Origin of the sequence: Glaciecola sp. KUL10, from assembly GCF_003203515.1 — a bacterium.
GTDB lineage: Bacteria > Pseudomonadota > Gammaproteobacteria > Enterobacterales > Alteromonadaceae > Glaciecola.
Window position 1 is genome coordinate 1 of the sequence record NZ_BGNG01000003.1, and the last position, 25,882, is coordinate 25,882.

24 protein-coding genes, 1 tRNA gene and 1 riboswitch are annotated in these 25,882 nt (G+C 41.6%); of the genes, 5 read left to right on the top strand and 20 right to left on the bottom strand.

Going from position 1 to position 25,882, the window contains the following annotated elements:
* Window positions 1-311: 311 nt before the first annotated feature.
* The 3 genes from KUL10_RS06175 to KUL10_RS06185 all read left to right on the top strand — a co-directional run bounded on the left by KUL10_RS06175 (window position 312) and on the right by KUL10_RS06185 (window position 2,495).
* Window positions 312-1,286 (top strand): integron integrase, encoded by a 975-nt coding sequence (locus KUL10_RS06175; RefSeq protein WP_110428054.1) that lies wholly within the window; start codon window positions 312-314, stop codon window positions 1,284-1,286.
* 122 nt (window positions 1,287-1,408) lie between these two features.
* Window positions 1,409-1,927, top strand: coding sequence for an RNA polymerase sigma factor (locus tag KUL10_RS06180; RefSeq protein ID WP_158525332.1), 519 nt, complete (start codon window positions 1,409-1,411; stop codon window positions 1,925-1,927).
* Window positions 1,920-2,495: a hypothetical protein gene (locus KUL10_RS06185; RefSeq protein WP_110428056.1), complete on the top strand. Its 576-nt coding sequence runs from the start codon at window positions 1,920-1,922 to the stop codon at window positions 2,493-2,495. Before KUL10_RS06180 ends, KUL10_RS06185 begins: the two co-directional genes overlap by 8 nt.
* A 65-nt stretch (window positions 2,496-2,560) precedes the next feature.
* Here the strand turns inward: KUL10_RS06185 and KUL10_RS06190 are convergent, their stop codons facing one another.
* The 4 genes from KUL10_RS06190 to KUL10_RS06205 all read right to left on the bottom strand — a co-directional run bounded on the left by KUL10_RS06190 (window position 2,561) and on the right by KUL10_RS06205 (window position 7,881).
* Window positions 2,561-3,121, bottom strand: coding sequence for an NADPH-dependent FMN reductase (locus KUL10_RS06190; RefSeq protein ID WP_110428057.1), 561 nt, complete (start codon window positions 3,119-3,121; stop codon window positions 2,561-2,563).
* A gap of 122 nt (window positions 3,122-3,243) precedes the next feature.
* Window positions 3,244-4,413 carry a histidinol-phosphate transaminase gene (locus tag KUL10_RS06195; RefSeq protein ID WP_110428400.1) on the bottom strand — a complete coding sequence of 390 codons (1,170 nt, stop codon included), beginning with the start codon at window positions 4,411-4,413 and terminating at the stop codon, window positions 3,244-3,246.
* 28 nt (window positions 4,414-4,441) lie between these two features.
* Complete coding sequence (locus KUL10_RS06200) at window positions 4,442-5,269, bottom strand: sulfite exporter TauE/SafE family protein (protein ID WP_110428058.1); 828 nt, start codon at window positions 5,267-5,269, stop codon at window positions 4,442-4,444.
* Window positions 5,270-5,280: 11 nt separating this feature from the next.
* Window positions 5,281-7,881 carry a TonB-dependent siderophore receptor gene (locus KUL10_RS06205; RefSeq protein WP_110428059.1) on the bottom strand — a complete coding sequence of 867 codons (2,601 nt, stop codon included), beginning with the start codon at window positions 7,879-7,881 and terminating at the stop codon, window positions 5,281-5,283.
* A 365-nt stretch (window positions 7,882-8,246) separates the two neighbouring features.
* Between KUL10_RS06205 and KUL10_RS06210 the strand changes: the two genes are divergently transcribed.
* Window positions 8,247-9,194 (top strand): LysR family transcriptional regulator, encoded by a 948-nt coding sequence (locus KUL10_RS06210; RefSeq protein WP_110428060.1) that lies wholly within the window; start codon window positions 8,247-8,249, stop codon window positions 9,192-9,194.
* 121 nt (window positions 9,195-9,315) lie between these two features.
* On the opposite strand, the gene argS is transcribed toward KUL10_RS06210, so the two are convergent.
* The 10 genes from argS to KUL10_RS06260 form a co-directional block, all read right to left on the bottom strand.
* Window positions 9,316-11,049 (bottom strand): arginine--tRNA ligase, encoded by a 1,734-nt coding sequence (gene argS / locus KUL10_RS06215; RefSeq protein WP_110428061.1) that lies wholly within the window; start codon window positions 11,047-11,049, stop codon window positions 9,316-9,318.
* A 10-nt stretch (window positions 11,050-11,059) separates the two neighbouring features.
* Window positions 11,060-12,646, bottom strand: a complete 1,587-nt coding sequence (gene prfC / locus KUL10_RS06220; RefSeq protein ID WP_110428062.1) for a peptide chain release factor 3 — start codon at window positions 12,644-12,646, stop codon at window positions 11,060-11,062.
* Window positions 12,647-12,831: 185 nt separating this feature from the next.
* Window positions 12,832-13,278 (bottom strand): ribosomal protein S18-alanine N-acetyltransferase, encoded by a 447-nt coding sequence (gene rimI / locus KUL10_RS06225; RefSeq protein WP_110428063.1) that lies wholly within the window; start codon window positions 13,276-13,278, stop codon window positions 12,832-12,834.
* Between the two features lie 32 nt (window positions 13,279-13,310).
* Window positions 13,311-13,658 (bottom strand): hypothetical protein, encoded by a 348-nt coding sequence (locus KUL10_RS06230; RefSeq protein WP_110428064.1) that lies wholly within the window; start codon window positions 13,656-13,658, stop codon window positions 13,311-13,313.
* 36 nt (window positions 13,659-13,694) lie between these two features.
* Window positions 13,695-13,771: transfer RNA gene (locus KUL10_RS06235), tRNA-Trp, on the bottom strand.
* Window positions 13,772-13,828: 57 nt separating this feature from the next.
* Window positions 13,829-14,620, bottom strand: a complete 792-nt coding sequence (locus KUL10_RS06240) for a phosphotransferase (RefSeq protein ID WP_110428065.1) — start codon at window positions 14,618-14,620, stop codon at window positions 13,829-13,831.
* Between the two features lie 23 nt (window positions 14,621-14,643).
* Window positions 14,644-15,246: a nicotinamide riboside transporter PnuC gene (gene pnuC, locus KUL10_RS06245; RefSeq protein ID WP_110428066.1), complete on the bottom strand. Its 603-nt coding sequence runs from the start codon at window positions 15,244-15,246 to the stop codon at window positions 14,644-14,646.
* A 6-nt stretch (window positions 15,247-15,252) separates the two neighbouring features.
* The gene (locus KUL10_RS06250) at window positions 15,253-15,507 is read right to left on the bottom strand and encodes a YkoF family thiamine/hydroxymethylpyrimidine-binding protein (protein WP_110428067.1); all 255 of its coding nucleotides are present in this window, start codon (window positions 15,505-15,507) and stop codon (window positions 15,253-15,255) included.
* Window positions 15,508-15,622: 115 nt separating this feature from the next.
* Window positions 15,623-17,665, bottom strand: a complete 2,043-nt coding sequence (locus tag KUL10_RS06255) for a TonB-dependent receptor (protein WP_110428401.1) — start codon at window positions 17,663-17,665, stop codon at window positions 15,623-15,625.
* A 53-nt stretch (window positions 17,666-17,718) separates the two neighbouring features.
* Window positions 17,719-17,828, bottom strand: a riboswitch (TPP riboswitch).
* Window positions 17,829-17,973: 145 nt separating this feature from the next.
* On the bottom strand, window positions 17,974-18,396 hold the full coding sequence (locus KUL10_RS06260; protein ID WP_110428068.1) for an acyl-CoA thioesterase: 423 nt from the start codon (window positions 18,394-18,396) through the stop codon (window positions 17,974-17,976).
* A gap of 52 nt (window positions 18,397-18,448) precedes the next feature.
* Between KUL10_RS06260 and KUL10_RS06265 the strand changes: the two genes are divergently transcribed.
* Entirely contained in the window at window positions 18,449-20,554 is a 2,106-nt protein-coding gene (locus KUL10_RS06265; protein WP_110428069.1) for a GNAT family N-acetyltransferase, read from the top strand.
* An 82-nt stretch (window positions 20,555-20,636) separates the two neighbouring features.
* Here KUL10_RS06265 and KUL10_RS06270 read toward each other — a convergent pair whose 3' ends face one another.
* Genes KUL10_RS06270 through KUL10_RS06295 form a run of 6 tightly spaced genes read right to left on the bottom strand, consistent with a single transcriptional unit; the run spans window position 20,637 to window position 25,583 of the window.
* Complete coding sequence (locus tag KUL10_RS06270) at window positions 20,637-21,902, bottom strand: lipopolysaccharide assembly protein LapB (RefSeq protein WP_110428070.1); 1,266 nt, start codon at window positions 21,900-21,902, stop codon at window positions 20,637-20,639.
* 2 nt (window positions 21,903-21,904) lie between these two features.
* Window positions 21,905-22,513, bottom strand: coding sequence for an energy transducer TonB (locus KUL10_RS06275; protein ID WP_110428071.1), 609 nt, complete (start codon window positions 22,511-22,513; stop codon window positions 21,905-21,907).
* Between the two features lie 3 nt (window positions 22,514-22,516).
* Window positions 22,517-22,915 carry a biopolymer transporter ExbD gene (locus tag KUL10_RS06280; RefSeq protein WP_110428072.1) on the bottom strand — a complete coding sequence of 133 codons (399 nt, stop codon included), beginning with the start codon at window positions 22,913-22,915 and terminating at the stop codon, window positions 22,517-22,519.
* Window positions 22,916-22,927: 12 nt separating this feature from the next.
* Window positions 22,928-23,452 (bottom strand): MotA/TolQ/ExbB proton channel family protein, encoded by a 525-nt coding sequence (locus KUL10_RS06285; protein ID WP_110428073.1) that lies wholly within the window; start codon window positions 23,450-23,452, stop codon window positions 22,928-22,930.
* Window position 23,453: 1 nt separating this feature from the next.
* A complete protein-coding gene (locus KUL10_RS06290; RefSeq protein WP_110428074.1) occupies window positions 23,454-24,812 on the bottom strand; it encodes a MotA/TolQ/ExbB proton channel family protein in 1,359 nt (452 codons plus the stop codon).
* Window positions 24,813-24,818: 6 nt separating this feature from the next.
* Window positions 24,819-25,583 carry a DUF3450 domain-containing protein gene (locus KUL10_RS06295; protein ID WP_110428075.1) on the bottom strand — a complete coding sequence of 255 codons (765 nt, stop codon included), beginning with the start codon at window positions 25,581-25,583 and terminating at the stop codon, window positions 24,819-24,821.
* Between the last annotated feature and the right edge of the window lie 299 nt (window positions 25,584-25,882).

The following is a 25,882-nucleotide window of genomic DNA, read 5'->3' on the forward strand; positions in this document are numbered from 1 at the left end:
TTTTCTAGCCAAGCTAACAACTTATTAGCAAGAATGCCGAATATGCACAATCGTACAGCTGCTTCATCCCACCAACCTATGTATTCTAAAACCTTGTTATACAACGTTTAAATCAACAATACCAATGAATCAAAACTTAAACAGGCTTGTATTTAGCGAGACTGGGTAAAGTGGGTTTTCTCTCTATACCCATATTGACTGCTAAGCCCATGATTTTAAAAAACATTTATGTGATTTATTTTGCGGTTTAGCAAGTCATCAGATGTGGCATAGCGAGCCAAACACTAATAGTTATAAAAAAAGGATTTTTTATGTCTAAATATATAGAAAAAGTACGCCATGTAATTCGTGTAAAACAATTTAGTTTGCGTACTGAAAAAGCATATATTGATTGGATAAAGCGCTTTATCCGTTTCAATGAAAAACAGCACCCTGACAATATGGGAGAAAAAGAAGTTGAGCGCTTTTTAACGCATCTCGCAGTTAAAAAAGAAGTATCACCCGCAACTCAAAACCAAGCGCTTTGTGCGCTAGTATTTCTTTATCGGCATGTTGTAGAACGTGAACTTGTCGACATGAAATTTGGGTATACTAAAAAAGAGAAGCGCATTCCAACTGTGATATCTCCCAAAGAGGTTGAAGCAATTTTATTTCATTTGCCTAGCCTGCATTGCCTGATTGCATCAATTCTTTTTGGATGTGGACTGCGTATCAATGAAGCATTAGCTTTACGTATTAAAGACATTAACTTTGAAGACAATACCGTTTTCATTTTTCGCGGCAAAGGTAAAAAGGACCGATACTCTATACTTCCGTTGACGCTAAAAGAGCCTCTAAAAAAGCAAATCGGAAAAGCAAAGCGAATCCATGAAAGGGATCTTTCTGAAGGATATGGCAAAGCTTCGGTTCCCAAGGCTCTTCACCGAAAGTACAAATATGCAATGCAGGATACGGCTTGGCAGTACATCTTTCCCTCTACATCAAGGTGTATACACCCTTATGACGGCTACATATGTAGACACCACCTACACGAAACCGCCTTTCGCAAAGCGCTACGCAAGGCCGTGCTATTATCAAATGTAAATAAAAGAGTGACATCACATACCTTCAGACATTCTTTTGCCACTGAGATGTTAAAATCATCAACTGATATCCGAACACTTCAAGAATTAATGGGACATTCAGATATTCGCACTACTGAAATATACACACATGTAGTTGGAGATAAATTTGCAGGTAGTACAAGCCCATTAGACAGGTTTAACGGCAAAGGCGAATCGACGTGACTTGCAACGATTTAACCCCCAGACCTGTCTTATAAGTATTTTTAAAGAATTTTTGTAATAAAGCCTTTTTACTGCAGACTATAAGTATAACGGTGTTTTCACGACTCTTAAAAAGGCATGACTTGAGTCTACATTTTGAAACTATAATCAAAGAACATGGAGGTTTACTCTCTAGGGTGGCGAGCACCTATGAGGCAAACTTAAGCGTGAGGCAAGAGCTTTATCAAGAGATATGTATCGCTGTCTGGCAAAGCCTGAAAAGCTTTAAACATCAGTCGAGCATTAAAACTTATATTTTGCGCGTTGCCCATAATCGATGTATTACACACGTTAATAAAGAAGCAAACAGCTTTAAATCGCACACCGAAAACGACGCGTTAGAACAAGCAGATAAAACGCTAATCAATCACAATGGTGATATAAAATCACTCGAAACTGACCTGATGCAATCTCAACAGCTTGAACAAATGTTATCGTTTATTAGGGAGTTAAAGCTCCCTGCTCGGCAAGTTATTACCTTATCATTAGAGGGCTTAGCTTATGATGAGATTGCAGACATCACGGGTTTAAGTAAAACGAACATCGGCGTCATGATTACCCGTATTCGCCAACAAATTAAAGAGCAATTAGCTGATGCATAATTCACCTGACAATGATCCTTTAGCGGGCATTTGGCAAACACAACAAACGCTCAATATAGATAGCCAACAGGTTGCTAAACAAGCGCAAGAGCAAGTTTATAAGCAGCGTTTTTATATTTTCTTAGACTTCTTAAGCTTAAGTCCATTTGCCCTCTTGTTTTTAATTGATTTCACATTTCCGCCCTTTCTTAAAGTACTGACTGCAATCGTATTTATCGCTGGGCTATCAATGGTCATCTACTTTACGAAACTGCGCTGGAATGCTGCATTTGCGCAAACTCAAACAACCGCTGATTATTTAACGTTATTGATAAAGCAATATGAAAACAATGCACTGATCGCACGCATCAATAAACATTCAGCGTGGATATCATGCATCGTATCAGTAATTGCAATGGCTTTAGCGCTGCACTTTAGTGACAGAACCTGGGAAGAACGCGGTCTTAGGGTTGTCATAATTTGTATCATTATGATCGTGCTACTGGCCGCTTGGTATATATGGGCCGATAAACGCCAACAGCGATTTAAAGATCAAGCGGATAGGTTGAGAGAAGTGAATATGCAGTGATAGAAAAGGCTTGGTGCAAATCACACCAAGCTTATGATTTAGTAAATCTACGCGTTTACTAGAGACTACTTCAAAAAATCAGCCAAAGCCTTACCCAAACCATGCAGACCTTTGACAGTTTTTTCGTCAGTCACGTCACCTTCATCATTGACTAATTTCGAAACACCGCTCACCGCAAGCTGGTTAGGAAGCACAATCATACTGATATTTCCCAATAACATTCTTAAAGGTACTAAACCACGAATACCGCCTAAACCACCAGGTGAAGCAGCCATAATAACAGCCGCTTTATTTTTAAACGCTTGCAGTGGCTTTTCGCCCTCTTGCATCCTTGATGCCCAATCGATTGCGTTTTTTAACAATGCGCTATATCCAGAGTTATATTCTGGGCTGGCAATTAAAAATCCATCGTGTGCCATTAGCAGGTCTTTAAACGCTTGCGCTTTTTCGGGCATGCCTTCACTCGCTTCCAAATCTTCGTTGAATATGGGCATATCAAACTCACTCATGTCGATAACGGTGACTTCAGCACCTTGCGCTATTGCGCCTTCTGCTGCGCACTTTACGATTGAATGATTGTATGAGCCTTTTCTGCCACTGCCTGAGAATGCGAGTATCTTTGCCATGTTACTTCCTAGTTATGATTACTTAATCGTGTTTATATCATACGACAAGAAGTATTTTTGGTTTAGAAAACAATCTGTATTCAAAGAAACTAGGAATCTGGTTAATTAGCACGTCACGTTAATCAGGTGCTACGTTGCATAAACTCTAAAGCTTTTGGAATCGCATCAGCGTAACGTTTAACATCTGCAATTCGCCCTGCACTCACGCGTGACCAATTTTGATATGTTCGATATTGTCCTCGAATCAATATGTTCTCTTTTGCCATTGCCATTCTAAAGGCATTTGCATCGCCATTTTTTCCCAAATCGACAAATACGAAGTTTGTACTTGACGGGAGCGCGCTTAAACCATTTGCTTTGACAGCATCCAGAATTATACCTTTAGCTTCAGAAATTTTGTCTCTTGAGAATTTTATAAATGACTGGTCATTAAAACTGGCTATGGCTGCTGCAAGACCGGCTTGATTGATCGTGTAAGTTCCCAATCCATACCGATTTATCCATTCTATTTTTTCTGGTGCGCCTAACATGTACCCTACCCGTAAGCCCGCAAGTCCGTATATCTTTGAAAACGTTCTTGCAACAATCACGTTGTGTCCCTGTTTAATAAGTGGCACCATCGAGTTTTTTACGGGGTCATCAATCAGTTCGTTGTATGCTTCATCAACTAAGACCAAGGTTTTCTTCGATGCTTTTATGCAAAATTCTTTCAATTTAATAGGGTCTAGCGTTTTTCCTGTTGGGTTATTCGGATTGCAGACGTGCACCATCGCAACATCTTCGTCAATCGCTTGATACAAAGCATCAAGGTCAATATCTAAGTCTGCAGTATTGGGGACGCGTTTAATTTCAGGCCCACCTTGCTTCAAAGGAACACTGGACGTTGTGTCCCAAAATAAGTCTGGGCCAAGAATGGTCCCCTTTGATGCAGCAGCCATCGCAGCGAAAGACAAAACAGGGCTAGAGCCAGCGCTCAATGAGATGTTTTCCCGTTCTAAACCGTAGTATTCACCCAACATATCTAAGAGTTTCATTGCAGCAGGATAAGCATAATAAGCACCACCTGTTGAAATTGCTTCTGTCATCGCCTTAATAGCATCGGGGCTGGGCCCAAAAGGGTTTTCATTAGCATTTAACTTTGCGATACCTGGCTTTGGACCATAATATAGTTTTTCAACAGCAACTTTATCAGCGTGGGTGGCGCCAGAGTATGTTAAAATTCCAGCAGCACTGACTGCAGAAGCTGCTAGCGTGCGACCTAAAAATAATCTTCTTGAATGATTGTAGCTCATAACTTTTTTTCCTTTTTTATAAAGTTTTTTAGCCATTGAAGTACTTGTAAAACATTGCAAACGAAACGACGACGAGGTAGACACCGAAAGCTCTTTTTAGTCTCGTTTCGTTAAAGTGATGGGCCAATTTGACGCCAATTGGGGCCGTTAAGATTGACCCAATGCTTATGAAGAACAAAGCTGGAAGATTGATATAGCCAACAGTACCAAATGGTAACTGCGTGTTAGGAACTTGCTCCATCAGCAAAAAACCAATAGTACCGGGCAACCCTATCAAAACACCCACACCAGCAGCGGTGGCGACAGCTTGTTGTATCGTGCGCCTACAGACAGTCATGGTGATTACCATTGGCGTCCCACCTCCAATGCCAAGTAAGGCAGAAAAGCCTCCCAACACAAATGCAAAAGATGCTTTAAGCATACCTTGAGGCATGGCGTGTGATGCTCCTTCACGCACCACCAGCGTAGGAAACAAAAAATAAACGGAGTAAAACAAAACACCACCAGCAAATATGACCGTCAGCATTGAACTATCACTATTATTGGCGATTAAAATTCCGCCAAGTGCTCCCAATACAATCCAAGCAGACCAAGACTTTAAAAGCTTGAAATCAACTGCTCCTTTTTTGTTATGAGCAACCAAAGCTCTTGCACTAGAAATCACGATTGAAGCTAATGATGTCCCAATGGCAACTTTCACTAATTCTTGGGATTCGACAACGAATAAAGGAAACACGGCTGTGAGGGCTGGCACAACGACAAACCCTCCGCCATTTCCAAATAGACCGGAGGTGAAACCTGCGGCCGCACCAGCAATACAAAGTGCAACCACAAGCCAGATAATATTAACATCCATATAATTCGCTGCTAAAACTTGGCGACGAGCTTGGTGTAATAAAATCCACCTTGCCAATCAACAACCGAATCTGAGCGGTAAATTCGGCCGCAACATGAATCACCAGGTAAATCAGAAGGATCAGGGTAGTTATCAAATAAGTTTCTTACACCAAAAGCCAAGGACAAGGTTTCAGTTATGAAATATGTGCCTTCAAGATCCACAAAGACCTCTGAGCCAAACGTTTGCACGTCATCTCCGTCAATATTGTCGTACTCTCCGTAGTAGCTAAGTCGAACAAGCCCTTGAAATGATTCATATGCATGTTTTGCCGAAAAGACTCCGCGCATTGTTGGCGTGCCATTTTCAAAATCAAACTGGTTTTCGGCATTTAAGAATTCACTAGGGTCTGAGGCAAATTCTGTCTTATTGTAGTTGATCGAACCTGTGAGCATAGTGTCACCCAACTCACCTTTAAGTGAATAGGTGGCAACAAAGTCTACCCCTTCAGTTGACGTGTCAAATGCGTTTTGAAAGTAGTTTACTCCACCGATTGACTCAGCACCGACGACACCGGCTGCTTGTAATGCTAAGAAATTATCATATGCGTCACCACTGCTAGCGTCGGACGATACATCACGTGTTGAAACCGCATTAACCCTATCTTCCAGTTCAATTAAGTAGTAATCAAGCGTGATATTCAATTGTCCAAAATCCGCAGTGACACCAAAGGTATAGTTAGTAGACGTTTCTGGTTTTAGGGCATTTGCACCAAGCGCTTGAGCAACAGCGCCCGAAGCAGGGAATAAACCGACTGCCACTGGTGTACCGTTGGGTAAGCGCGTCGACACATTTGTTGTACCTTGCTGACCCGGTGTGGGAGCCCTAAATCCTGTACCTATCGAGCCTCGAAGCCCTATCTCTTCACTTGCTTGATAAAAGCCTGCTAGTTTATAAACCACCTCCGATCCAAAGTCAGAGTAGTCCTCGAATCTTATCGCGGCTTGAGCAAACAAATCATCGGTAATATCACCACTTACATCACCATAAATAGCGTATGAATCACGCGAATAACTCTCTGAAAATTCGGGAGAATACCCTGGGAAACCATTAGAACCAACCGCCATTACTTGATAGACCGGATCATCAGAATCTGCACAATTAAGTGTTGAACCGTTAGCAATCACCGTCAAGCCAGCAGAAGTTGGCGCGTCCTGTGAACAAAAGCCCCACGGATCTGCTTTTGCATAGGGGCCATCAATGTATGACTCCAACTGACCTTCGGCAATATCATAAGTCTCATCAAGATAACTCACGCCAAAGGCAAGTGTCATATCGTCAAGGTCATAAATAAAGTCGCCTTGAACTTGAAACTCTTCATTCGACAGCGTACCTGGGTTAAATTCAGTGCCTGACGCATCACCAAGAGAAGGGTTTATTGTGTTCGCAAGGGTGTAAGCTATTTCGTTATAGCCATACCTTGCGCTTAGATCGTAGCTTAAAGCAGAACTTGTGTTTCCTTTTATGCCGGTCGTAAATGAATAATCTTCTATCTCACCTGTAAAGCGAGGTGTAAAACCACCGGGGTAAATTTCTAGCGGATTCCAAATACTGCCGTCCTCTAACCTAATGTTTTGCATAACACTATTAAAGGGATAACGGTAAAAAAATGAACCATCACCTTCGCTACTGGTATAGTTGCTAAAGGCATACCAAGATAAATCGTTGGAAATGTCATAACCAGCATTGACGAATAATCTGAATGCCTCAGCGTTTGGCTGGCCCCATGGTTGAACTACGTCTGCAGAATGTACGCTTCTTCCCATCTCTTGCGCCGCCGCAAAGAATTCAGGGGTGACATATTGGGCATAGCTTGCATCGGGGTTAAAGTCCGCTAGGCTAGGATCAACGCAGAACCAAGATTCGCAATATTGCTCACCTCTACTTGTGGATTGAGTATCATTAATCTCTAATGATACGCTCACAAACCCGTCGTCGCCGAGCGCAAAACCTTTGTTAGCGCCAAATGTAATTGACTCTCCATCTCCCTCAAAGTGTTCACCGTACTCCGCACTAAACGTGCCGCCTTCAGTATTTTCCTTCAACTGAAAATTGATCACACCGGCAATCGCATCTGAACCATACTGCGCCGCGGCACCATCTCTTAGTACTTCTACAGCCCCCAGAGATACTGCTGGAATCGTCGCTAAATCAGGACCTTGAGTTCCAGAACCACCAATTTGAACTAATGCCGAACGGTGCCTTCTTTTACCATTAACAAGCACGAGCGTCTTGTCTGTAGGCATCCCCCTTAAGGTCGCAGGACGAATGAAAGTTGCGCCATCTGATATTGGCTGCCTTGATAAATCGTAAGACGGCACGAGTGTTTTCAAGACATCATTTAAGTCAGAAAAAGCGACGCCCTCAATGTCTTCTACACTGAGTACATCCACGGGAACGGGTGAAGTACCCACTGAGCGAGGGGCGCCCCTTGCACCAACGACAGCAATTTTTTCGACGTTATCAAGCTGCGTCTCTGATTCATTGGTTTGTGAAAGAGCAAGTGCTGGAAACAGGCATGCATTTGCGCCAAGTAGCGCGACTACGACTTTGTTAAGTTTGAAATTTTCCATAAACAACGTTCTCCCAATTTTTGATCTTGTGAAAGCCAAACGCACCTTTATGGTTCATTGCTACACGTTTTTTGTTGGTTTCATTTAAATGAATACTCGCCCCTAAAGTAAAAAACACCGACGATTGTGGGAAGAAAGGAATTGATGGAGGGATATAAATAAAACTTTTATTGCCTTTCTAAATAACTGAATTTAATAGAAATAATAACAGTATTATGATTGGATTTATTTTTAGGAAAAATTGAACCACTTAATGTATTAACAATTCATTAATGAGGTCAAATTTTGAACGGAATAATCCTTGCTAGTAATTTCAGTAGCATTTAAAGAGCTTTTACTGCACCTATAATCTGACAACGGTCATCATGAATTCAAAACAGCTCACGTTTTTTTTAACTGCATTAGAGACCAATAGCATTGCTGCTGCAGCAAGAAAGCTAGAAGTGACACAACCTGCAATCAGCCAACAAATTGCAAAACTAGAGGAGAGTTTAGACGCGACTCTTTTAGTGAGAGACTTTAGAGGCGTTTACCCCACTGAAGAAGGTCTTATTTTTGCCAAACACGCACGCAACATTCTGCGTGAGTTTGATCAGGCAAAAGCCAGTATTAACGAGTCTGTAGCCTTGCAAAATACCGAAATCAAAATTGGCATGATGCCATCAATTTGCAACGTACTTTCTATCCCGCTTATTGATGAGCTATCTGATCTTGATTTAGGCATTAGCATCGATATTAGTACCGGCCCATCCTATTCCTTGTCGGGTTGGTTGGAGAATAACAAGATAGATCTTGCTTTGTCTTATGAACAAGCTTTCGCATCTGACTTTATGGTCGCAACGCCTTTGCTTGAAGAATTTATGTACCTTGTGGTCGGCACAAAATCGGCTGACATTAATCATCAAACGATTTTGAATAAGAGCAGTATTCCCTTTTGGGCACTCGGTGAATTTAAAGTGTTAGTACCAGGCAACAAAGACGCTTTGGGCAAATTTATTAGAAAATATGAGCATGACACAGGGGTAAGACTAAACCATGACGCAAGTTATACGGGGCATTTAATGACGGGGTTAAGACAAGTCTTAATGGGAAAGAGCCTTGCAATTCTTCCCTCTGCCGCTTTTCATCATCTAGAAGAACAGGCGCTTGTGAGCTCATTGAAAATCATTGAACCTGAAATGCGCAGAAGAGTACTTGCAATTACCCACAAGAACAAACCTCGGTCAAAAAGCGTGATTGAGGTGATTGGTATCATTCAATCAATTGTCAGAGCTGTTCACCGCGCCGGCATTTGGCGTGGTGAATTATGCTAACGGTTCCGACGGTTTAAAGGAGGTTTCCTTTTTCAAGGGAATGACGACTCTTCGTTGTTTACTTTGGTGGGTTCCAAGGAGGTTCCCGCATGCGCGGGAATGACGGGCTCTTTTGGACAACCTACATCGCTTCTAAAGTCGAGATCCCTAAAATCTCTAAGCCCGTTTTCAAGGTTCTAGCCGTTAAAGCCGCTTGCGAGAGTCGAGACTCACGAGTAGTGGCATCAACATCTGACTTGAGAATTGGGTTGGCCTCGTAAAATCGCATAAAGGCGCTGGCAACGTCGTACAAGTATGTACATAACAAATGCGGAGTTGCCTCTTTGCCTACGGCGCTTAATACTTCTTCAAACTGAATAAGCTTTGTGGTCAATTCATGCTCGGTTTTAGACTCAATAGTAATCTTGCCGCTCACTTTGCCCATATCGACATCAGCTTTTCTAAAGATACTTCGAATACGGGTGTAAGCATATTGAAGATAAGGGGCTGTATTGCCTTCAAAGCTTAACATTGTATCCCAATCAAAGATGTAATCTGTTGTGCGATTTTTACTTAGATCCGCATATTTAACTGCGCCGATACCTACGACTTTCGCCACTTCTAACTGCTCTGCTTCGCTAAGGTTATTCTCGCGTTTAGCAATGAGGGCTTGCGCGCGTTCGATTGCTTCATCCAGTAAATCCGACAACTTTATTGTGTCGCCACTGCGGGTTTTGAATGGTTTACCATCTTTGCCCAACATCATACCAAATGGGCAGTGTTCGTAGGTTAATGCTGGCGGCAAAAAGCCAGCTTTTCTCGCAACGATTTCGGTTTGTTTAAAGTGTAGCGCTTGTCTTGCATCGGTAAAGATTAGCGTGCGATCAGCCTTTAAGGTATTAGTACGGTAGCGAATTGCAGCTAAATCGGTTGTGGAATATAAGAATCCGCCACCCGATTTTTGAACGATATAAACCGCAGGCTTACCCTCTTTGTCTTTCATTTCTTCAATAAAGACAACTTTTGCGCCTTGATCACTTACCGCCACGTTTTGCTTTGTTAGCTCGTCGATAACATTATGTAAATCATGGTTATACGCGCTTTCGCCCATGATATCTTCGCGCGTAAGTGAAACGTTCAGCTTCTCGTAAACTTCTTCGCTGTGCTTAATTGAGATATCAATAAACTGCTGCCACAAAGCCAAACACTGCTCATCACCACTTTGAAGCTTCACAACATGCTCGCGAGCACGATCAGCAAAGCCCTCTTCGTTATCAAATCTTACTTTTGCCTCGCGGTAAAAGTCTTCTAAATCACTAAGTGCAGTTTCTGCCACTTCTGAAGATGCTAATTTATCGCTTAAATGAGCTAATAACATACCAAACTGCGTGCCCCAATCACCCATGTGGTTTTGGCGGATCACGGTATGTCCCAAGTACTCAAGCACCTTGGCTGTAGCGTCACCAATGATCGTGCTGCGTAAGTGACCAACATGCATTTCTTTGGCTAAGTTCGGCGAAGACAAATCCACTACGATACGATCGGGTTTTGGTGAATCAACGCCCAATTTCTCATCTGCGAGTGCCTTTTGCGCCCAATCTGCTAAAAAACTATCGTTTAAATGAATATTGATGAAACCTGGGCCAGCCAGTTCTAGCTTACTAGCAATATCATCTAGTTTTACGTGTGCTAAGATTTTTTCGGCAATGTCTCTTGGCTTTTGCTTTAAGCGCTTTGCTAAGGCCATTGCACCATTAAATTGGTATTCACCAAACTCGGGTCTTGTGCTTCTGCTCAAAGGCACTGGAGCATCAGTGATGTCCATATCTGCGAGCGCTTGTGTAAATCGTTGAGTTAAAACCTGCTGAATATTCATTTAATAAAACCTAGTGTTCACGTGTCTTGTGAAATTCGATATCGGGATAACGCTCTTGCGCTAGTGATAAATTGACCATGGTGGGTGCGATGTACGTCAGGTTATCACCACCATCTAAGGCCAAATTGGCCTGTGCTTTGCGCTTGAACTCATCAACTTTGCGCTCATCACCGTATACCCAACGTGCGGTAGAAACACCGACTGATTCATACATGGCATCTACGTTGTATTCTGCTTTTAATCGAGCAACAACCACATCAAACTGAAGCACACCAACTGCGCCTACAATCAAGTCATTGTTCATGAGCGGTCTGAATACCTGAACAGCACCTTCTTCAGATAGCTGAATCAAGCCTTTTTGCAATTGCTTTTGCTTAAGTGGATCGCGTAAACGAATACGTTTAAATAGCTCGGGTGCAAAATTTGGAATACCTGTAAATCGGTACTTTTCGCCCGCGGTAAAGGTATCGCCAATGCGTATTGAGCCATGATTATGAAGGCCAATAATATCACCTGCATAAGCTTCTTCTAACAATGCACGGTCGCCAGCTAAAAATGTTAACGCATCGGATACGCGCACATCTTTACCGATGCGGGTGTGATGCATCTTCATGCCTTTTGCGTATTTGCCCGAAACGATACGACAAAACGCAATGCGATCGCGATGTTTTGGGTCCATATTAGCTTGTATTTTGAAGACAAAGCCACTGAACTTTTCGTCATTGGCATCGGTTGTACCTGCATCGCTTTCACGGCCTTGGGGGGCTGGCGCCCATTCACAAAGGCCATCTAACATATGGTCAACCCCAAAGTTACCCAATGCAGTACCAAAAAATACGGGTGATAAGTCACCACTGATAAACAATTCATGATCAAACTCATTACTAGCGCCCTGCACTAGCTCGAGTTCATCTTTTAGTGTTTCTAAAAGGCCAGAACCGATTGCTTCTTCTAACTCTGGATTATCGAGTCCTTCAATAATGCGTACGTCTTGTATCTGATGACCTTGACCCGTTTTATAAAGAATCACATGGTCGCGATGAAGGTGATAAACACCTTTGAATTCTTTACCGCATCCGATCGGCCATGTGATGGGTGCACACAAAATATCTAGCTCTGACTCCACTTCATCCAACAATTCCATTGGATCGCGAATATCACGGTCAAGCTTGTTCATAAAGGTAATGATGGGCGTTTGACGCAGGCGTGTGACCTCCATCAATTTGCGTGTTCTGTCCTCAACCCCTTTTGCCGCATCAATCACCATTAAACACGAATCAACCGCTGTTAATGTGCGATAAGTATCTTCTGAGAAGTCTTCGTGTCCTGGCGTATCTAGTAGATTGACCAACTTGTCCGCATATGGAAATTGCATCACTGAAGTGGTCACAGAGATTCCACGTTCTTTTTCCATTTCCATCCAATCGGACTTAGCGTGCTGACCCGATTTTTTACCTTTTACTGTACCCGCTGTTTGCAAGGCGTTTCCGAATAACAACACTTTTTCAGTAATGGTTGTTTTACCTGCATCGGGGTGGGAAATTATTGCGAAGGTTTTACGCTTACTTATTTCTTCAATTATCTTGGCATCTGCCATTTTTTGTTAACCTTTTAGGTGCTAATAAGTGCACAAACTAAGCACTTCATCAGATAAACAAAGCGAGTTTGTCCATCTGGAAAAAATTTCGCGCGATTGTAACAAAATAAGCAAGATGGATAAATCACTAAGATGGAAAAGTGTTTAGACGAGTGAATCTGAATTTGTTAAACGTGCTTTAAGTACTATGCAACAAGGTACTTCAACACTAAGGCATCTTCTTTTTCAGCACCTTTGTAAGCCGGATAATAGGCCTTGCGTTCTGCAACCAGCTCAAAACCAGAGCGTTTATACAAATTACGGGCGGGTTTATTGCTTCTTCTCACTTCCAACAAAATAGAATTGACTTGCCAATCAATCGATTGATTAGCCAAAAAAGTTAGCATTTCTTTTGCCACACCTTGCCTCAAAAAATCCTTACTCACTGCAATGTCTTCGATGCTAAGTTCATCTAACACTTTGCTGCAGATACAATAACCGACAACTTGGTCATCTTTTTTAGCAACTACAGAATGCCCTTTGATAGCAGACTGCATAAACAAAGAATAGGTCCAGTTTGTCGACGTGACTTTATTGAACACGGCATAAGCGCGATCAAAATCATCAACTTGTAATAGCTCTACCGTCAACATTAACAACTACAATCCTTTACTATGACTAGAAGTTAAGACCAGCTTTTTGCGTCGAAATAACGATCAAGAGCTAACCAAATTTGCTTTTTCTGCTCGCCATTGAGTGATGTAACTTCAGGCGTTATTAGTTGGTTATCGACAAATTCAATCGTTTTTTTATCAGTACTTTGCACCCATGAAAACGTCCCTTTAAACTGATTTTCAAATGCATGAGCGAGGTCTTGGTATAAAGCGTTGTTGGCTTCAACTGGCAACAATTCACTTTCTTTTGCTTGAAGTATAGCACTTGATTCTGAATCTGCTTTTTCCGACCCAATTTGAGAATACAAAGGAATGTCTAAGGCTTGCAGAATTGCTTGTTGATAAGGTGTGATATTCACTCTATTCACGCTAAGTAATTTGTTGCCCAAAAGAAGTGGCAGGGGTGGAGGGACTCGAACCCCCAACCATCGGTTTTGGAGACCGCTGTTCTACCAATTCGAACTACACCCCTAGCGAGGCACGTAGTATACAGCGCGTTTTGAAAAAATAAAGCGCTTTATCAACAAATTTAATTCAAATTTTGTTTTAACACATCGAACCATAAATCGTAAGTAAAGTTAACAAATTCAAACTGTTGGATGGTTTTTTCTTTCACTTCTTGGTGTTCTATCTTAGTGTGTTTGGCGTATTTTTCTATCAATAAATCAGTTTGGAAAGTATCCAACTGATTAATCTTTGCGCAAGAGGCTAAATCAAAATAGCGATTGCCCATGCCCGCATACTCCCAATCAAGAATGAGCTGAGAGGCACCACCAATGTGTGCCCAAGCCAGATCATTGTGACAAAGGCGATTATCAGAACGACTAACATCGCACAACGCTTGCCACTTGTGACTAAGCGCTAGCAACGATTCCTTTTGCTCGCCACTCATATGTGACAGCTTCTCTGAATAACCTTGCCAAGCTTTCGGTAAGTCAATAATAGGTAAGTCAAATATACAGTTGTGGATGCGTTTGAGTGTCTTTGCGAGCAAATCGATGTGCATTTCATCAAAGAATAGCGGTATTTGTTGTTTAGTGATATGCACCCATTGTTCGACATAGAGGCCCTGATCCTGATCAAGAAACAACGGTTTTGGTGCAAGTTTTCTTGTTGCCAAGCGTTGCTGCAGCAAAAACCTGTCTTGTCTATCAATTGCGAATTCGTCGGTACCGATAAAACGTTTGACCATGTAGTCTGCGTCACTATCGTTCAGAAGGTAAGATTCGTTAATCGTGCCGCCTGGCAATTCAAAAATAATTGCATTTGGGCTGAGTGATAAAGGTTCTGTTAATCGCTGTATCAGTTGTTCTTGCGTCAAGTTTGTCGAGCCACAAAAATTTGTTAGGGATTTATAATGGCAGGCTTAAGCGACTTTCGCCATTCAAATAATCCGTATATCGCGACGAATGTGTAAATAATCATGAGCAACGCGGTAAGATATAACTCTTTTTGAACAAACAGAAAACAAGCTGCGCTGTTTAATACTAACCAATAATACCAATTATCGATGTATTTACGCGCAGTCATCAAGGTGGCAAATACAGAAAATACCGTGATGGTCGCATCTAAAGCCAACCAGCTTGCATCAAACCAACTTCCTGCAAACATACTCAAAATAGAAGCTAAAACAGCACCTAGTGCAATAACAATGGCATGTTGGTTAAATGACAGCGCCTGAACCTGCAATGGTTCGGCTTTAGTACCTTTGCGCCAACTCATAAACCCAACTACGGCCATGACTATATAATAAGCGTTCAAAAGACTATGAAACGGCAGTGATACCGAATAGAAAAGATAAACATAAATACTGGTGCTGACAAACGCACAAAGCCAACACCAAATATTTTGTTTTGCAGCAAGACAAACATAGGCAACGGATAACAAAAAAGCCACGACCTCGAGCAGGCTTTGTTGTTGCCATTGATTGATCAATGCTTCAAACATTGTTTGTTACCCCTGACTCATCTTGTCGCCGTTTAAAAACTTACAAACAAAAATAGCTTGTCCTACTTGCTCATAGGTAGTTTGCATTTCCTTTGACATCAATTGCATCACATAATCACACTCGCCTTTTATGACGGTACTTGTTTGTGACGTATTAACACTCAGGTTTTTGTCTTGATTTAGCCTTTCGATAAAGTCCTTAATGGGCTCGATATATTCGTTGACTAGGGGATAAAGCGATATCTCTACTACTAATTGCATATTCATTCCTTGTGTTGCTCTACTATATTATCTAGTGAGTAAAGGTGATGGTTACTTCATCATAAGTAACCATCGTTTCAGACTATATGGTCTTCGCTAGAAAGCCTAATGAGCTTTAAAACTGATACGTTATAGTCGCACCCATTTGGCGCTCTTGACCAAACTGATAGTATGGTTCTGCTGGGAAGTAACCATCTCGTGGGTCGTTACTGAAACCGCCAAAACCACGCGTAAACACTTGTCTATCCAACGCGTTTTTAATCCACAACTTAGCTAACCACTGGTCAATACGATAAGCGATTTCGGCATTCAAGACAGGGGTAAACGGCGCGCGTTCGTCGTGTCCGATTGAAAATCTGTGCTCATCTTTTCCTTCAAACTCTATAGTAAAATTTAGCGCGTCAGTTACGGCGAGCGTTGAAGCTAAATAAAAGGTCCATTTTGGCGCTTGTGCTTGGTCTTGAAGATCAACAAAACTTCCATCGGTCTTTTCATAGTTACCAAATGTCGCATCTAAATAACCGATATTTGCAGCAAGCGTTAAGGCATCGCTTAAGCGCCAATTTGACTGAAACTCAATTCCTTTGTTTGTGCCAGTATCCGCATTGCCAATCACGTCAATAAACTCAACCGCGCCCGAATCGTCATTTCGAGGAATAACAGAAAAGTCGCTGACCTGTGCATCTTCGCGCTTCATGTAGAAGAAGGTTAGGGCCAAATCAGCGTCAAACTGCTCTATGTTGCCTTTGATACCAAGTTCATAGTTCCAGTTGTATTCAGGGTCAAACAAGCGATCCTCTTGGCTCACTGCTTGATCTGGGTTAAAACCGCCAGCTTTATAACCACGAGAGATACTCGCAAATAACAAGTTGTCGTTTAAGTTGTAGCTGACAGCTGCCTTAGCTGCAAAAAGTGAATCGCTTAAGTTTTCTGTATATACCGATGTATCTGAGTAATCGGCTTTAAATTCTTCTACGCGGCCACCTAACGATAAAGAAAGCGCATTGATAGACCACTCATACTCGCCATATAGCGCCAGCGACTCTGGCTGATAAACACTTAAAAAATCAGCTGAATTAAAGGTGTATTCTCGCAATAGGTCTTCGTCGGTTTGCTTGCCATAAACACCTGCAACCCAATTGTCTGCATTTAATCTAAGATCAATACTCTTGGTATTAACTTCTCTGAAATAACGGTCCGTCGAGCTGTAACCATCAGGATGAAAGCCCACAAATGTCCAGTCTTCATCATAACCATAATCAAGTTCTGAATCAGTCTGCGACAAAATCAAATTGAGGCGAGCAAAGCTTAAATCATGTTCAAGCTTAAGACTGAGCGCATCTGCACTTGTAGCGTCTTTTCCGGGCTCGTCTGATTGTGTGATGTTGTCATTATCTAGTGAGAATGCATCATAGCCGTTATCGATATCAAAGTGATAATAACGTAACTTAACCACAGTGCTCTCTGATGCCAAATAATCTATTGCCAATTTAGCGCTGAGTTCATCAATGTTATTGGTATCAGAGCGACCTAAAAACGCATTTTCAACAAAACCATCACTCTTGACCTGTTGAATCGCCACGCGTGCATTAATATTGCTTGTTAAGGCATTCGAGTATGCGCCAGCAATTTGAGAAGTGTTAAATTCAGCTACGCTTAACTCTAATGTACCCTCTTGTGTGTCAGTTGGCTGTTGACTGACAATTTTAACTAAGCCAGCAAGGCCTGATGCGCCTGATGCAGTTGATTGTGGGCCAGATAATACTTCAACTTGTTGAACATCAAACAGTGTACCCAATGCGCCGATACCTGAAAAATCAATATCATCGACCACAAGCGCAACTGATGGATTAATGGGTTCAGCAAACTGACTCCGTTCACCGATGCCGCGAATTTGAATAAACTTGCCGCGTGATGCACCACTTGCAAAGTTAGTGTTGGGTGCTGCGATTAGAATATCTTCAAGGTGACGAGCCTGCTTTTGCGCAAGCAGTGATTCTCCTATTACCGTAGCACTGGTTGCAAGTTGGTCGAGGGTTCTACTCGACAAGTCACCGCTGACTTCAATTCGCTCGATGTCCTCTTGTGCACTGACATTAGCTGTTGACAATGCGAGCAAAATCGCAAGGGAAATTGGTTTATTTTGGAAAGATTTCATGTTGGTCTCTTCGTTAAAACAAAAAGAACCGGTTGTTTTTAAAGCATGGAATTGATGATTTCGCCAACCATTCCTACGCCGGTACTAACCGGATCAGGTAAATAAGGGTTCTCTTTCGAATCTCAGCCATTGCATTTATGCAATGGCACCCCTTGGTTTATATCGATGTGCAAAATGCTTTATCGATAACGCGCGGAATACTAACAGTAGATTATTAAAAGTAAAGTTTTTCAGCTATTTACTTAATAATTTCACTGATTATTTGTGAATATATATTCACGTTTTAAACTATAAAACCATACGAAGATTTAAATGCCCTTACCTAAACCCAGTTGCGCCATTTCGTCTTGTGTTTGCGTTTCTAATTCTTCTAGTGTTTTGCCATGAGGAACAGGTAGTCTAGTGGCAGGGTCAACGCGAACAAACACAATATCATCCGCCAAACAAATGGTCTTTTTCGTCGCCTTGTTTCTGACCAAGCAAGTTACGGTGATTGAAGTTTTGCCGACTTTCTTTGTTGCCAAACCAAACTCAACAATATCACCTTGAGTAGCAGGTGATTCAAAGCTGATCTCACCAATATGCTTGGTCACCAAACAGTTTGTTTCTAGCTGACAGATTGCATAAATGGCCGCTTCTTCGTCAATCCATGCTAGGGCTCGACCTCCAAATAAAGATTGGGCATAGTTAAGGTCATTAGGCATGACTAGGCGTCTAGATAAAAAGCGCATCGCTTTTCCTTTTTGGTTACACTAAAAGAAAGACTAAGTAATATTTAAAAACGTGAAATCAAGTACCCAAGCATTAAAAAATTGGCTTAAACAACGACACGCTATCAATAGTCATCGACAAGTATTGTTGATTTCTGTAGAAGAAAGCGTTCATAGTGAGTTAATTGAAGTACTTAAAAACCACTTTGATACACAACTTTGGCTTGGCTTCGAGACTGATTTAAAAGCAGATGAAAAGATAAATAAGTGCACTACGCAAAATTTTCGTCAATTTCTGGGTAATGAAACGGATTTACTGGCGTATAACGCATTTATAGGTTTAAAACCCAGTGCTTTGTATGCATTGGAGGGATGCATTAAAACCTCTGGACTGCTTGTTATTTTCACTCCATTTATTGAACGTTGGCCAAAACATGAGGCTCATAACAGAGGCTTAAACTTTTCACATCATGACACACATGATGAAAGTCTATTTATAAAGTATTTTTGCGACACTCTGCTATCTGATAAAAACACTGCATTTATTAGCGATACAGATTTTAACTTACCTTTGGTGCTAGATGATTCAACTGCAACAGCAAATAAAGGGTCTATAGCCAGTGTACAAAATAGCTATTTGACTAACGAGCAACACCTTCATCTTAATACGCTTACACACCGTTACGCAGAACAAGGCAATATTAAATCGATAATCATCGGAAAAAGAGGCAGAGGTAAGTCTGCTCTACTAGGTGAACTGTATAAATGGGGTCTCAACACTTTCGAGTCTGTTTTCATTTGTGCGGCTAACCGTAAAAATTGTGACAGCATTTTTAAGGTAATCTTTGAAGCTTACCCAAACTTGTCTTCAAACAATGTGTTATTTGTGTCACCAGACAACCTACACTCAGTCGATCAATCAGCTTTGGTGCTTATTGATGAAGCAGCTGCCCTAGCACCCTCGATTATTATTAGTGCATTCAAACGACTTAATAATATTGTGATTGCTACAACTGAAATTGGCTATGAAGGTTCAGGTCTTGGTTTTAACAAAAAGCTTAAACCCATACTTCAACGAGACAAGACGGTAAAAAGTATTGAGTTGCTGACACCAATTAGGTGGCCTGCTGATGACCCTCTTGAGCCGCTATTTGAAAAAGTATTTGCAAGCCATTATTCAAAAGGGAAAACAAAGTCGTTTGAGACCTTTTCAAACAATCATTCTAGTGTAAGTAATCTTAGATTCGAGTTCATCGACAGTTCGAATAAAACGGAACAGCAAATAGGTAAATTGATTGAATGTCATCAGTTACTAATGAGTGCACATTATCAAACGACCCCAGATGATTTAATGCGTTTATTAGACAGCGATGATCAAGCCGTTATTATTGCTCACGTTAACAATATTATCTGCGGCGCCTGCATAGTGGTTAAAGAACACTTAACTGTCGACGAAGAACTAGCCCAGCAGATTATCTCATCGCAAAGACGTCTATCAGGAAATTTAAGCCTACAAACTATCGCGAGCATGCTATTTGATCAGAACTGCCTAACCCTCAATTGCTGGCGAGTAACCAGAATTGCAGTATTAGAAAACGTTCAAAATAAAAGCATTGGCAGTCAATTATTAAGTTGTACCGAAAGATTAGCATTGAATAATAATGTAGATCTTCTTAGTACATCGTTCGGTGTAGAAGCCGCACTGCTAAGGTTTTGGCAGAACGCCAACTTCAAGTTAATCAAGATAGGCACTCGAAGAGACACTTCAAGTGGACATTATTCTGGTTTGTTTATAAAGCCTATCAATCAAGATATCGAATCAACTACTTTGCTTCTAGTTCTGCGCTTTGAGCTAACGAAAATATATTTGGGTGAGTTAGGTGTGTTGATGCCAACTCTTTTACGTAACGAATACAACAAACAAAAACATTATCTTTCGACACAAGCACGACAGGCGTTTGAAAAGCTTGTTGCCGATAAAACTGAAGCAATCATTGCTAATGAGCTTAAAATCACTAATACCTTAGAAGAATTATTCTTTGTAGCACATCAGCTACAAAGCAATAGTCTGTTGATATTATTAAGAAAATTAATGATTAAGGGAAACAGTGCAGAACTCAAGCTTACTTTAAATCAGCAAATCATCGACATATTAGAATCATTAAATATGGCCTCGTGATTTATTGGGTCGTGAACTACGGCGCAAAAAAAAAGCCCCTAAAAAGGGGCTTCACACTGTTTATACACAAAAGAGTCTAAGACTAGATTCTAATGCCTCTGTTCTTAGCTTTTTCTTTAATGTACGGTTCCCACGCCAATGCGTTACGACGAATAGTACGGTCACTTTTTGCTTTTTGGTTGTATTCAAAAGCTTTGCGGAAATCACCCGTATAGAAGTAAGCTTCCATTAACGAATAACTGACACGTCCTTCTTTTTCAACGTTTTGCGCTAAAGCAGCTTCTAAAGCAGTAATTGCACCTTTGTAGTCTTCCGCAGTCAACAACATCTCGCCTTTCTTAGAAAGGTACTCAGGATTGTTCTCAATCTTTGCAGCTCGACCATAAAAATCAGCGGCTTGCTTGAAATTCTTCGAGCGCGCATAAAGAGCTGCAACATTAGCTAGCGTTTTCTCATCGCTGTCTAACAGTCCACTTTTTACGTATTTCGCCTGAATTTCTGCGGCTTTAAAGGGCACGTCCTGCGAGGAATAAAGCTGAGCAAGTGTGTTAATTTGACTTTTTGTTGTCAAGAAGCCTTGTTTATACGACAACTCAAATACAGACAAAGCATCATCATAACGCTCCTCTAGCAGATAAAACATACCTAGGCGATTCCACCAAGTTTTGTCATCTGGAAAAAGCTGAACAACCGTTTCAACGACATCAATTGCTTCTGGAATCTTCTTACTTTCGTAAAAAGCAGAAACCTTCAACGCGTAGGCATTCTTGTTTGGCTTGTCAAACGTCCTAATCGCATTATCAGCAGGACCGATTACTTTGTCGTACTGTTTTAAGTCAAGATGAGCTTTCGCCATGCGCAGATATACATTTGCATCTTCTTTACAAGTAAAGTCCATCCAACGCTGATAATACTTAAGTGCATCTTCGTATTTTTCTTCATTGAGACTTAAATCACCGACTGCTTTTGTGATTGAGGCGTAGTCGCCATCATTAAGAATCTTCTTTTCAACAGAGCGAGCTAAGAAAGTCAAAGACTCTTGTGATTTACCATCTTGCGACGCTAACAATTGCCCAAGAAATTTATCCACTGACGCTTGGTCAAACTCTTCTTTGGCTTCAATCTCGCGTAACATTGCAATTGCTTCTGTTACACGGTCCTCGTTGTAAGCTTCAAAAGCGGCATTTAGCTTTTTACCTACGCGCTCACCCAAAAGTTGAGTTTTGGGACGCTCGTAGCCGGCACAAAGTACCGGCGGCTCTTGAGCTAAACTAACAGAAGAAAAAGCCGAAAGTGTTATACCACCAGCAACAATCAAAGAGGTTTTAATTTTACTTACCATTTTCATCGTTATTCTCCCAGTTTGAAGTCAAGTTGAACTTGCTGACCTTCTTGCCTTACAGCAACACCGTCAACAACTTTAGGACGGTACTTCCACTTGAGAAGCGCACGTCTTGCTTCGCGGTCAAATACGCGTTTTGGATCAGCATCCAAGACTTTTACGTCTTCTACACCGCCAACTTCGTTAATTGTAAATGAAAGTTTAACCCAACCTTCCTTACCATCACGTGCAGCTTGTGGAGGATACTTTGGATCGATACGAACGATTGGTGTCGCTTCACCGTCGCGCATTGCACCCACACCACTGATACCAATATCAACACCGCCTGTATCAATTGAACCGAGATTCATACTGAATCCAGATGGATCAGGTTCAGATACTTCTGGCTCAGCAAGTTCCACCTTGGGCGGCTCTTGAGGCGGAGGTGGAGGTGGTGGTGGCGTACGCACACGTGTTTGTGTTTCATCGTCAGGCTCTTGCATGACGATATCAATCACAGGGGGTGGCGGTAACGCTTCAGCACGCTGTCCTGTATTTTCAACTAATTTAGCCATTACTACAAACAAACCGAACGCGATCGTAGCGCCAAGAAAAATAGAAACAATAAATCTAATCATTTGCTAATCCCTCACTGCTACGGAAACACGATCAATGCCTGCTGCTTTGACCTTATCCATTACTTCGATAACGATACCGTGCTTAGCTTTGGTATCGGCTTGAATAAACACAATGTCTGTAGGTTGTTCAGAAAGCAGCTTCTCAAGATTCGCAGTTACAGAATCTAATGAAATCTCTCTTCTATCCATCCACACATTGCCATCTTCGGTAACGGCTATAAAGATGTTTGCATTTTTCTTCAGTGTTGCCGTCACGCCTTCGGGTTTATTAACATTAACCCCCGCCTGCTTAACGAAAACTGTCGTCACGATGAAGAAAATAAGCATGATAAAGACAACATCAAGCATCGGCGTCATGTCGATCTGTGCGTCTTCTTCTTCTGCTCTTACTTTACGACCCATTATTCTTCTCTCTTAGTGATGCGGCAGGCTATCAATTAGCTGTTCACGTTGAATTTTCAACTTAGCTTCTAAACGAGAGCTAAAGAACAAGCCAGATAATGCAGCAACCATTCCCGCCATTGTCGGAATCGTCGCCATTGATATACCAGCAGCCATCAACCTTGGGTTACCCGTACCTTGAGTAGCCATGTTTTCGAAAACACCAATCATGCCTGTTACGGTACCTAGCAATCCAATCAGTGGACACATTGCCACCAACGTTTTGATGATTAGCATTCTTGCGCTCAAAGAATCTGAAGCTTGCGAGATCCATGTATCACGGATTCTATGCGCATACCATGAAGTGGTATCTGTTCTTGCATCCCAATCAGCAATAATTTGCTTTCTTACTTTTGGAAACACAGAGGTCAAATACCAATAACGCTCAACCATTAATACCCACATGAGGAAGAGCGCGGCAGCGACGAAATACAACACGTCACCACCGGTAGCGATAAACTCCCTGACAGATTCCCATAATCCAATCAGGCTCATCATATTACTTAGACTCCGACTCTGCGTGAGTAGCAATAAACCCTGCAGTCTGCTCGTCTAATACGTGAACGATTGACTTGCTGCGTCCAGCAACGATGCTGTGCATTAGGATTAGAGGTAACGCTGCGATAATACCTTGTGCAGTTGTTACCAATGCCATTGATATTGAACCCGCCATGATTCTTGGGTCACCTGTACCAAACAATGTGATTTGTTGGAAGGTTTCAATCATACCAAGTACCGTACCTAGTAGACCCAATAACGGTGCGATAGCAGCGAAAATCTTGATTAAGTTTATACCAAATTCGATTCTTGGTAGTTCACGAAGAATCGCTTCATCTAGCTTAAGCTCTAGTGACTCAGTATCAGCAGTTTTGTTATCTGCGTAAACCTTAAGAATGCGACCCAGTGGGTTTTTATCAGATGGATTATCGATGTTCTTAGCTTGAGCGTTCATTTTCGCGCCTACAGCAGAGAGCGTTACGATTTTGTACAAGCCAATTAATAGGCCTATCGCTAGCATAGCAGTGATGGTATATCCAACTGGACCACCTGCATGGTAACGTTCAGACATTGTTGCCTTTTGCTTCAGTAGACCAAGTATAGCGCCTCTAGAAGGGTCAACAAATGTTGGCACGACACCACTAGTTGCGTCTCTTAAGTCTTGAGTAGTAGCAACTTGGAAGCCGTCTGGCTGACGACCTAGCGGTTGTATTTGCTTATTCTCATCATCGTAGATTAAGTAGCCTTGATCACCGAATAAGTTAAATGTACCTACACGTAAAACTTCTTGAGTCGTTTTACCACCGTCTAAGTCAATAACTTCAGCGCTGAATTTAACTACTTCACCAGAAGCGGTCATTTCAGTTTGAAGTGCATACCAAAGCTCTTCTAACTCGTTGATGTTTGGAAGACCTTTAGAATCTTGAGACATTTCTGCAAGAAACTCTTCACGACCAGTATATTGTGCGCTCACAATTGATGTTGAAATACGGCCGTAAGCGTCAGCTGATGCTTGACGAACAACACCAAACATTTCACCCAAATCGCCTGTAGCTTGGTCTAATTCAACTTCTTTGTCGATAAGTGTTTGTTCGTTAGCAGCAAATTGAGCTGCTAGACGATCACCGCGATCTTCTTCAGCTTTTAACTGAGCTTGAGCGCGTCTAAGTAATGCTTGCTTGTCAGCACGGTCTGAACGGAACTCAGCTTCGCGTTGAGCATTAACTCTAGCTTCAGACACACGGTCTTTTTTAACTTGGTTTAATAATTCTTGCAATGTTGATGCTGATTGCGCACTAGCTAACGGCGCGATCAATGCAATAGTAGCAGCAGCAACAAGGGTTTTTATTGTTGATTTCATTCCCGATTACTCCGCAGCTTTAATTGGTAATTTGATAAGGTCGTAAGGTACTAAGTTTTGTGCCATACGGACTGATTTGATCACTGAATCAAGATACTCATCACCTAGTTTTTCCCAACTACGTGCATTGTTGTCCCAAACCCAAGCGTTCTTTTGGTCTAGCGAAAGCGCAAGAAGAGCGGTACGGCCTAGGTTGAAGAAATCTACTGTAACCTCAGTGCCAGCATCAGAAATATTACCTTGATAAGTAGATATTAACGAACCGTATTCGTTTTCAGTTTGATAAGCTTCTAATACTTGGCGAAAACGCTCAGCAACCGTAACATTAGAGTTTTGCATTAAGTCGCGAAGACGTTGAACGCGTTCGATACGTTCTTCAAGATTGATAGGCACGTCAAGATTGATGAATTGCTCAAGGCTATCGATCATTTTAAACATTAAAGGAACAATGTTTTGCTTAGTTTCTTCAATTGAATCGATTTGACGTTGTAACGAATCTATACCGCGCTGTTGGTCTGCAACTAAGTTTGCAAGATAATCATTATATATTTTCAAGTTCTCAGTTGAATCTAGTACTTGTCTGTATTCAACTAATAACTCTTGCGATTGTTCAAAGTAGTTATTTATCTTCTCTTGAGATTTCGCAGCTGCTTTTTGAATCTTCACTTCTTCGTTTTTCAAGTCTGTAAGTGGATCCGCAGAGACGAACGCTGTGTTGCCAAGTGCGAATGCACCCACTACACATGACGCGATTAGAGTTCTCTTGCTCATTTTGGACATATTCCCAACCAATATTTTGATGTTTACGCCGAAAAACTTCGACGCGGCTTTTTATATTATTCTGCTACGTGCTCGCCCGATAATAGGGGGCACCCATCGCAAATACTCACAGGATGTTACATAAATGTCAAGATTGAAGAGGGGTTTATCTGCGACTTTAGCCGTATTAAATAACTTGACAATTATCTAAGTGGCGAGATCGACCTCATTGAGGTTTTGTACGCTTTTTATTCACATGAAGAAACTTTGTAGGGACTTGCGCCGAAAACAAAAAAAACGGCCGATAAATC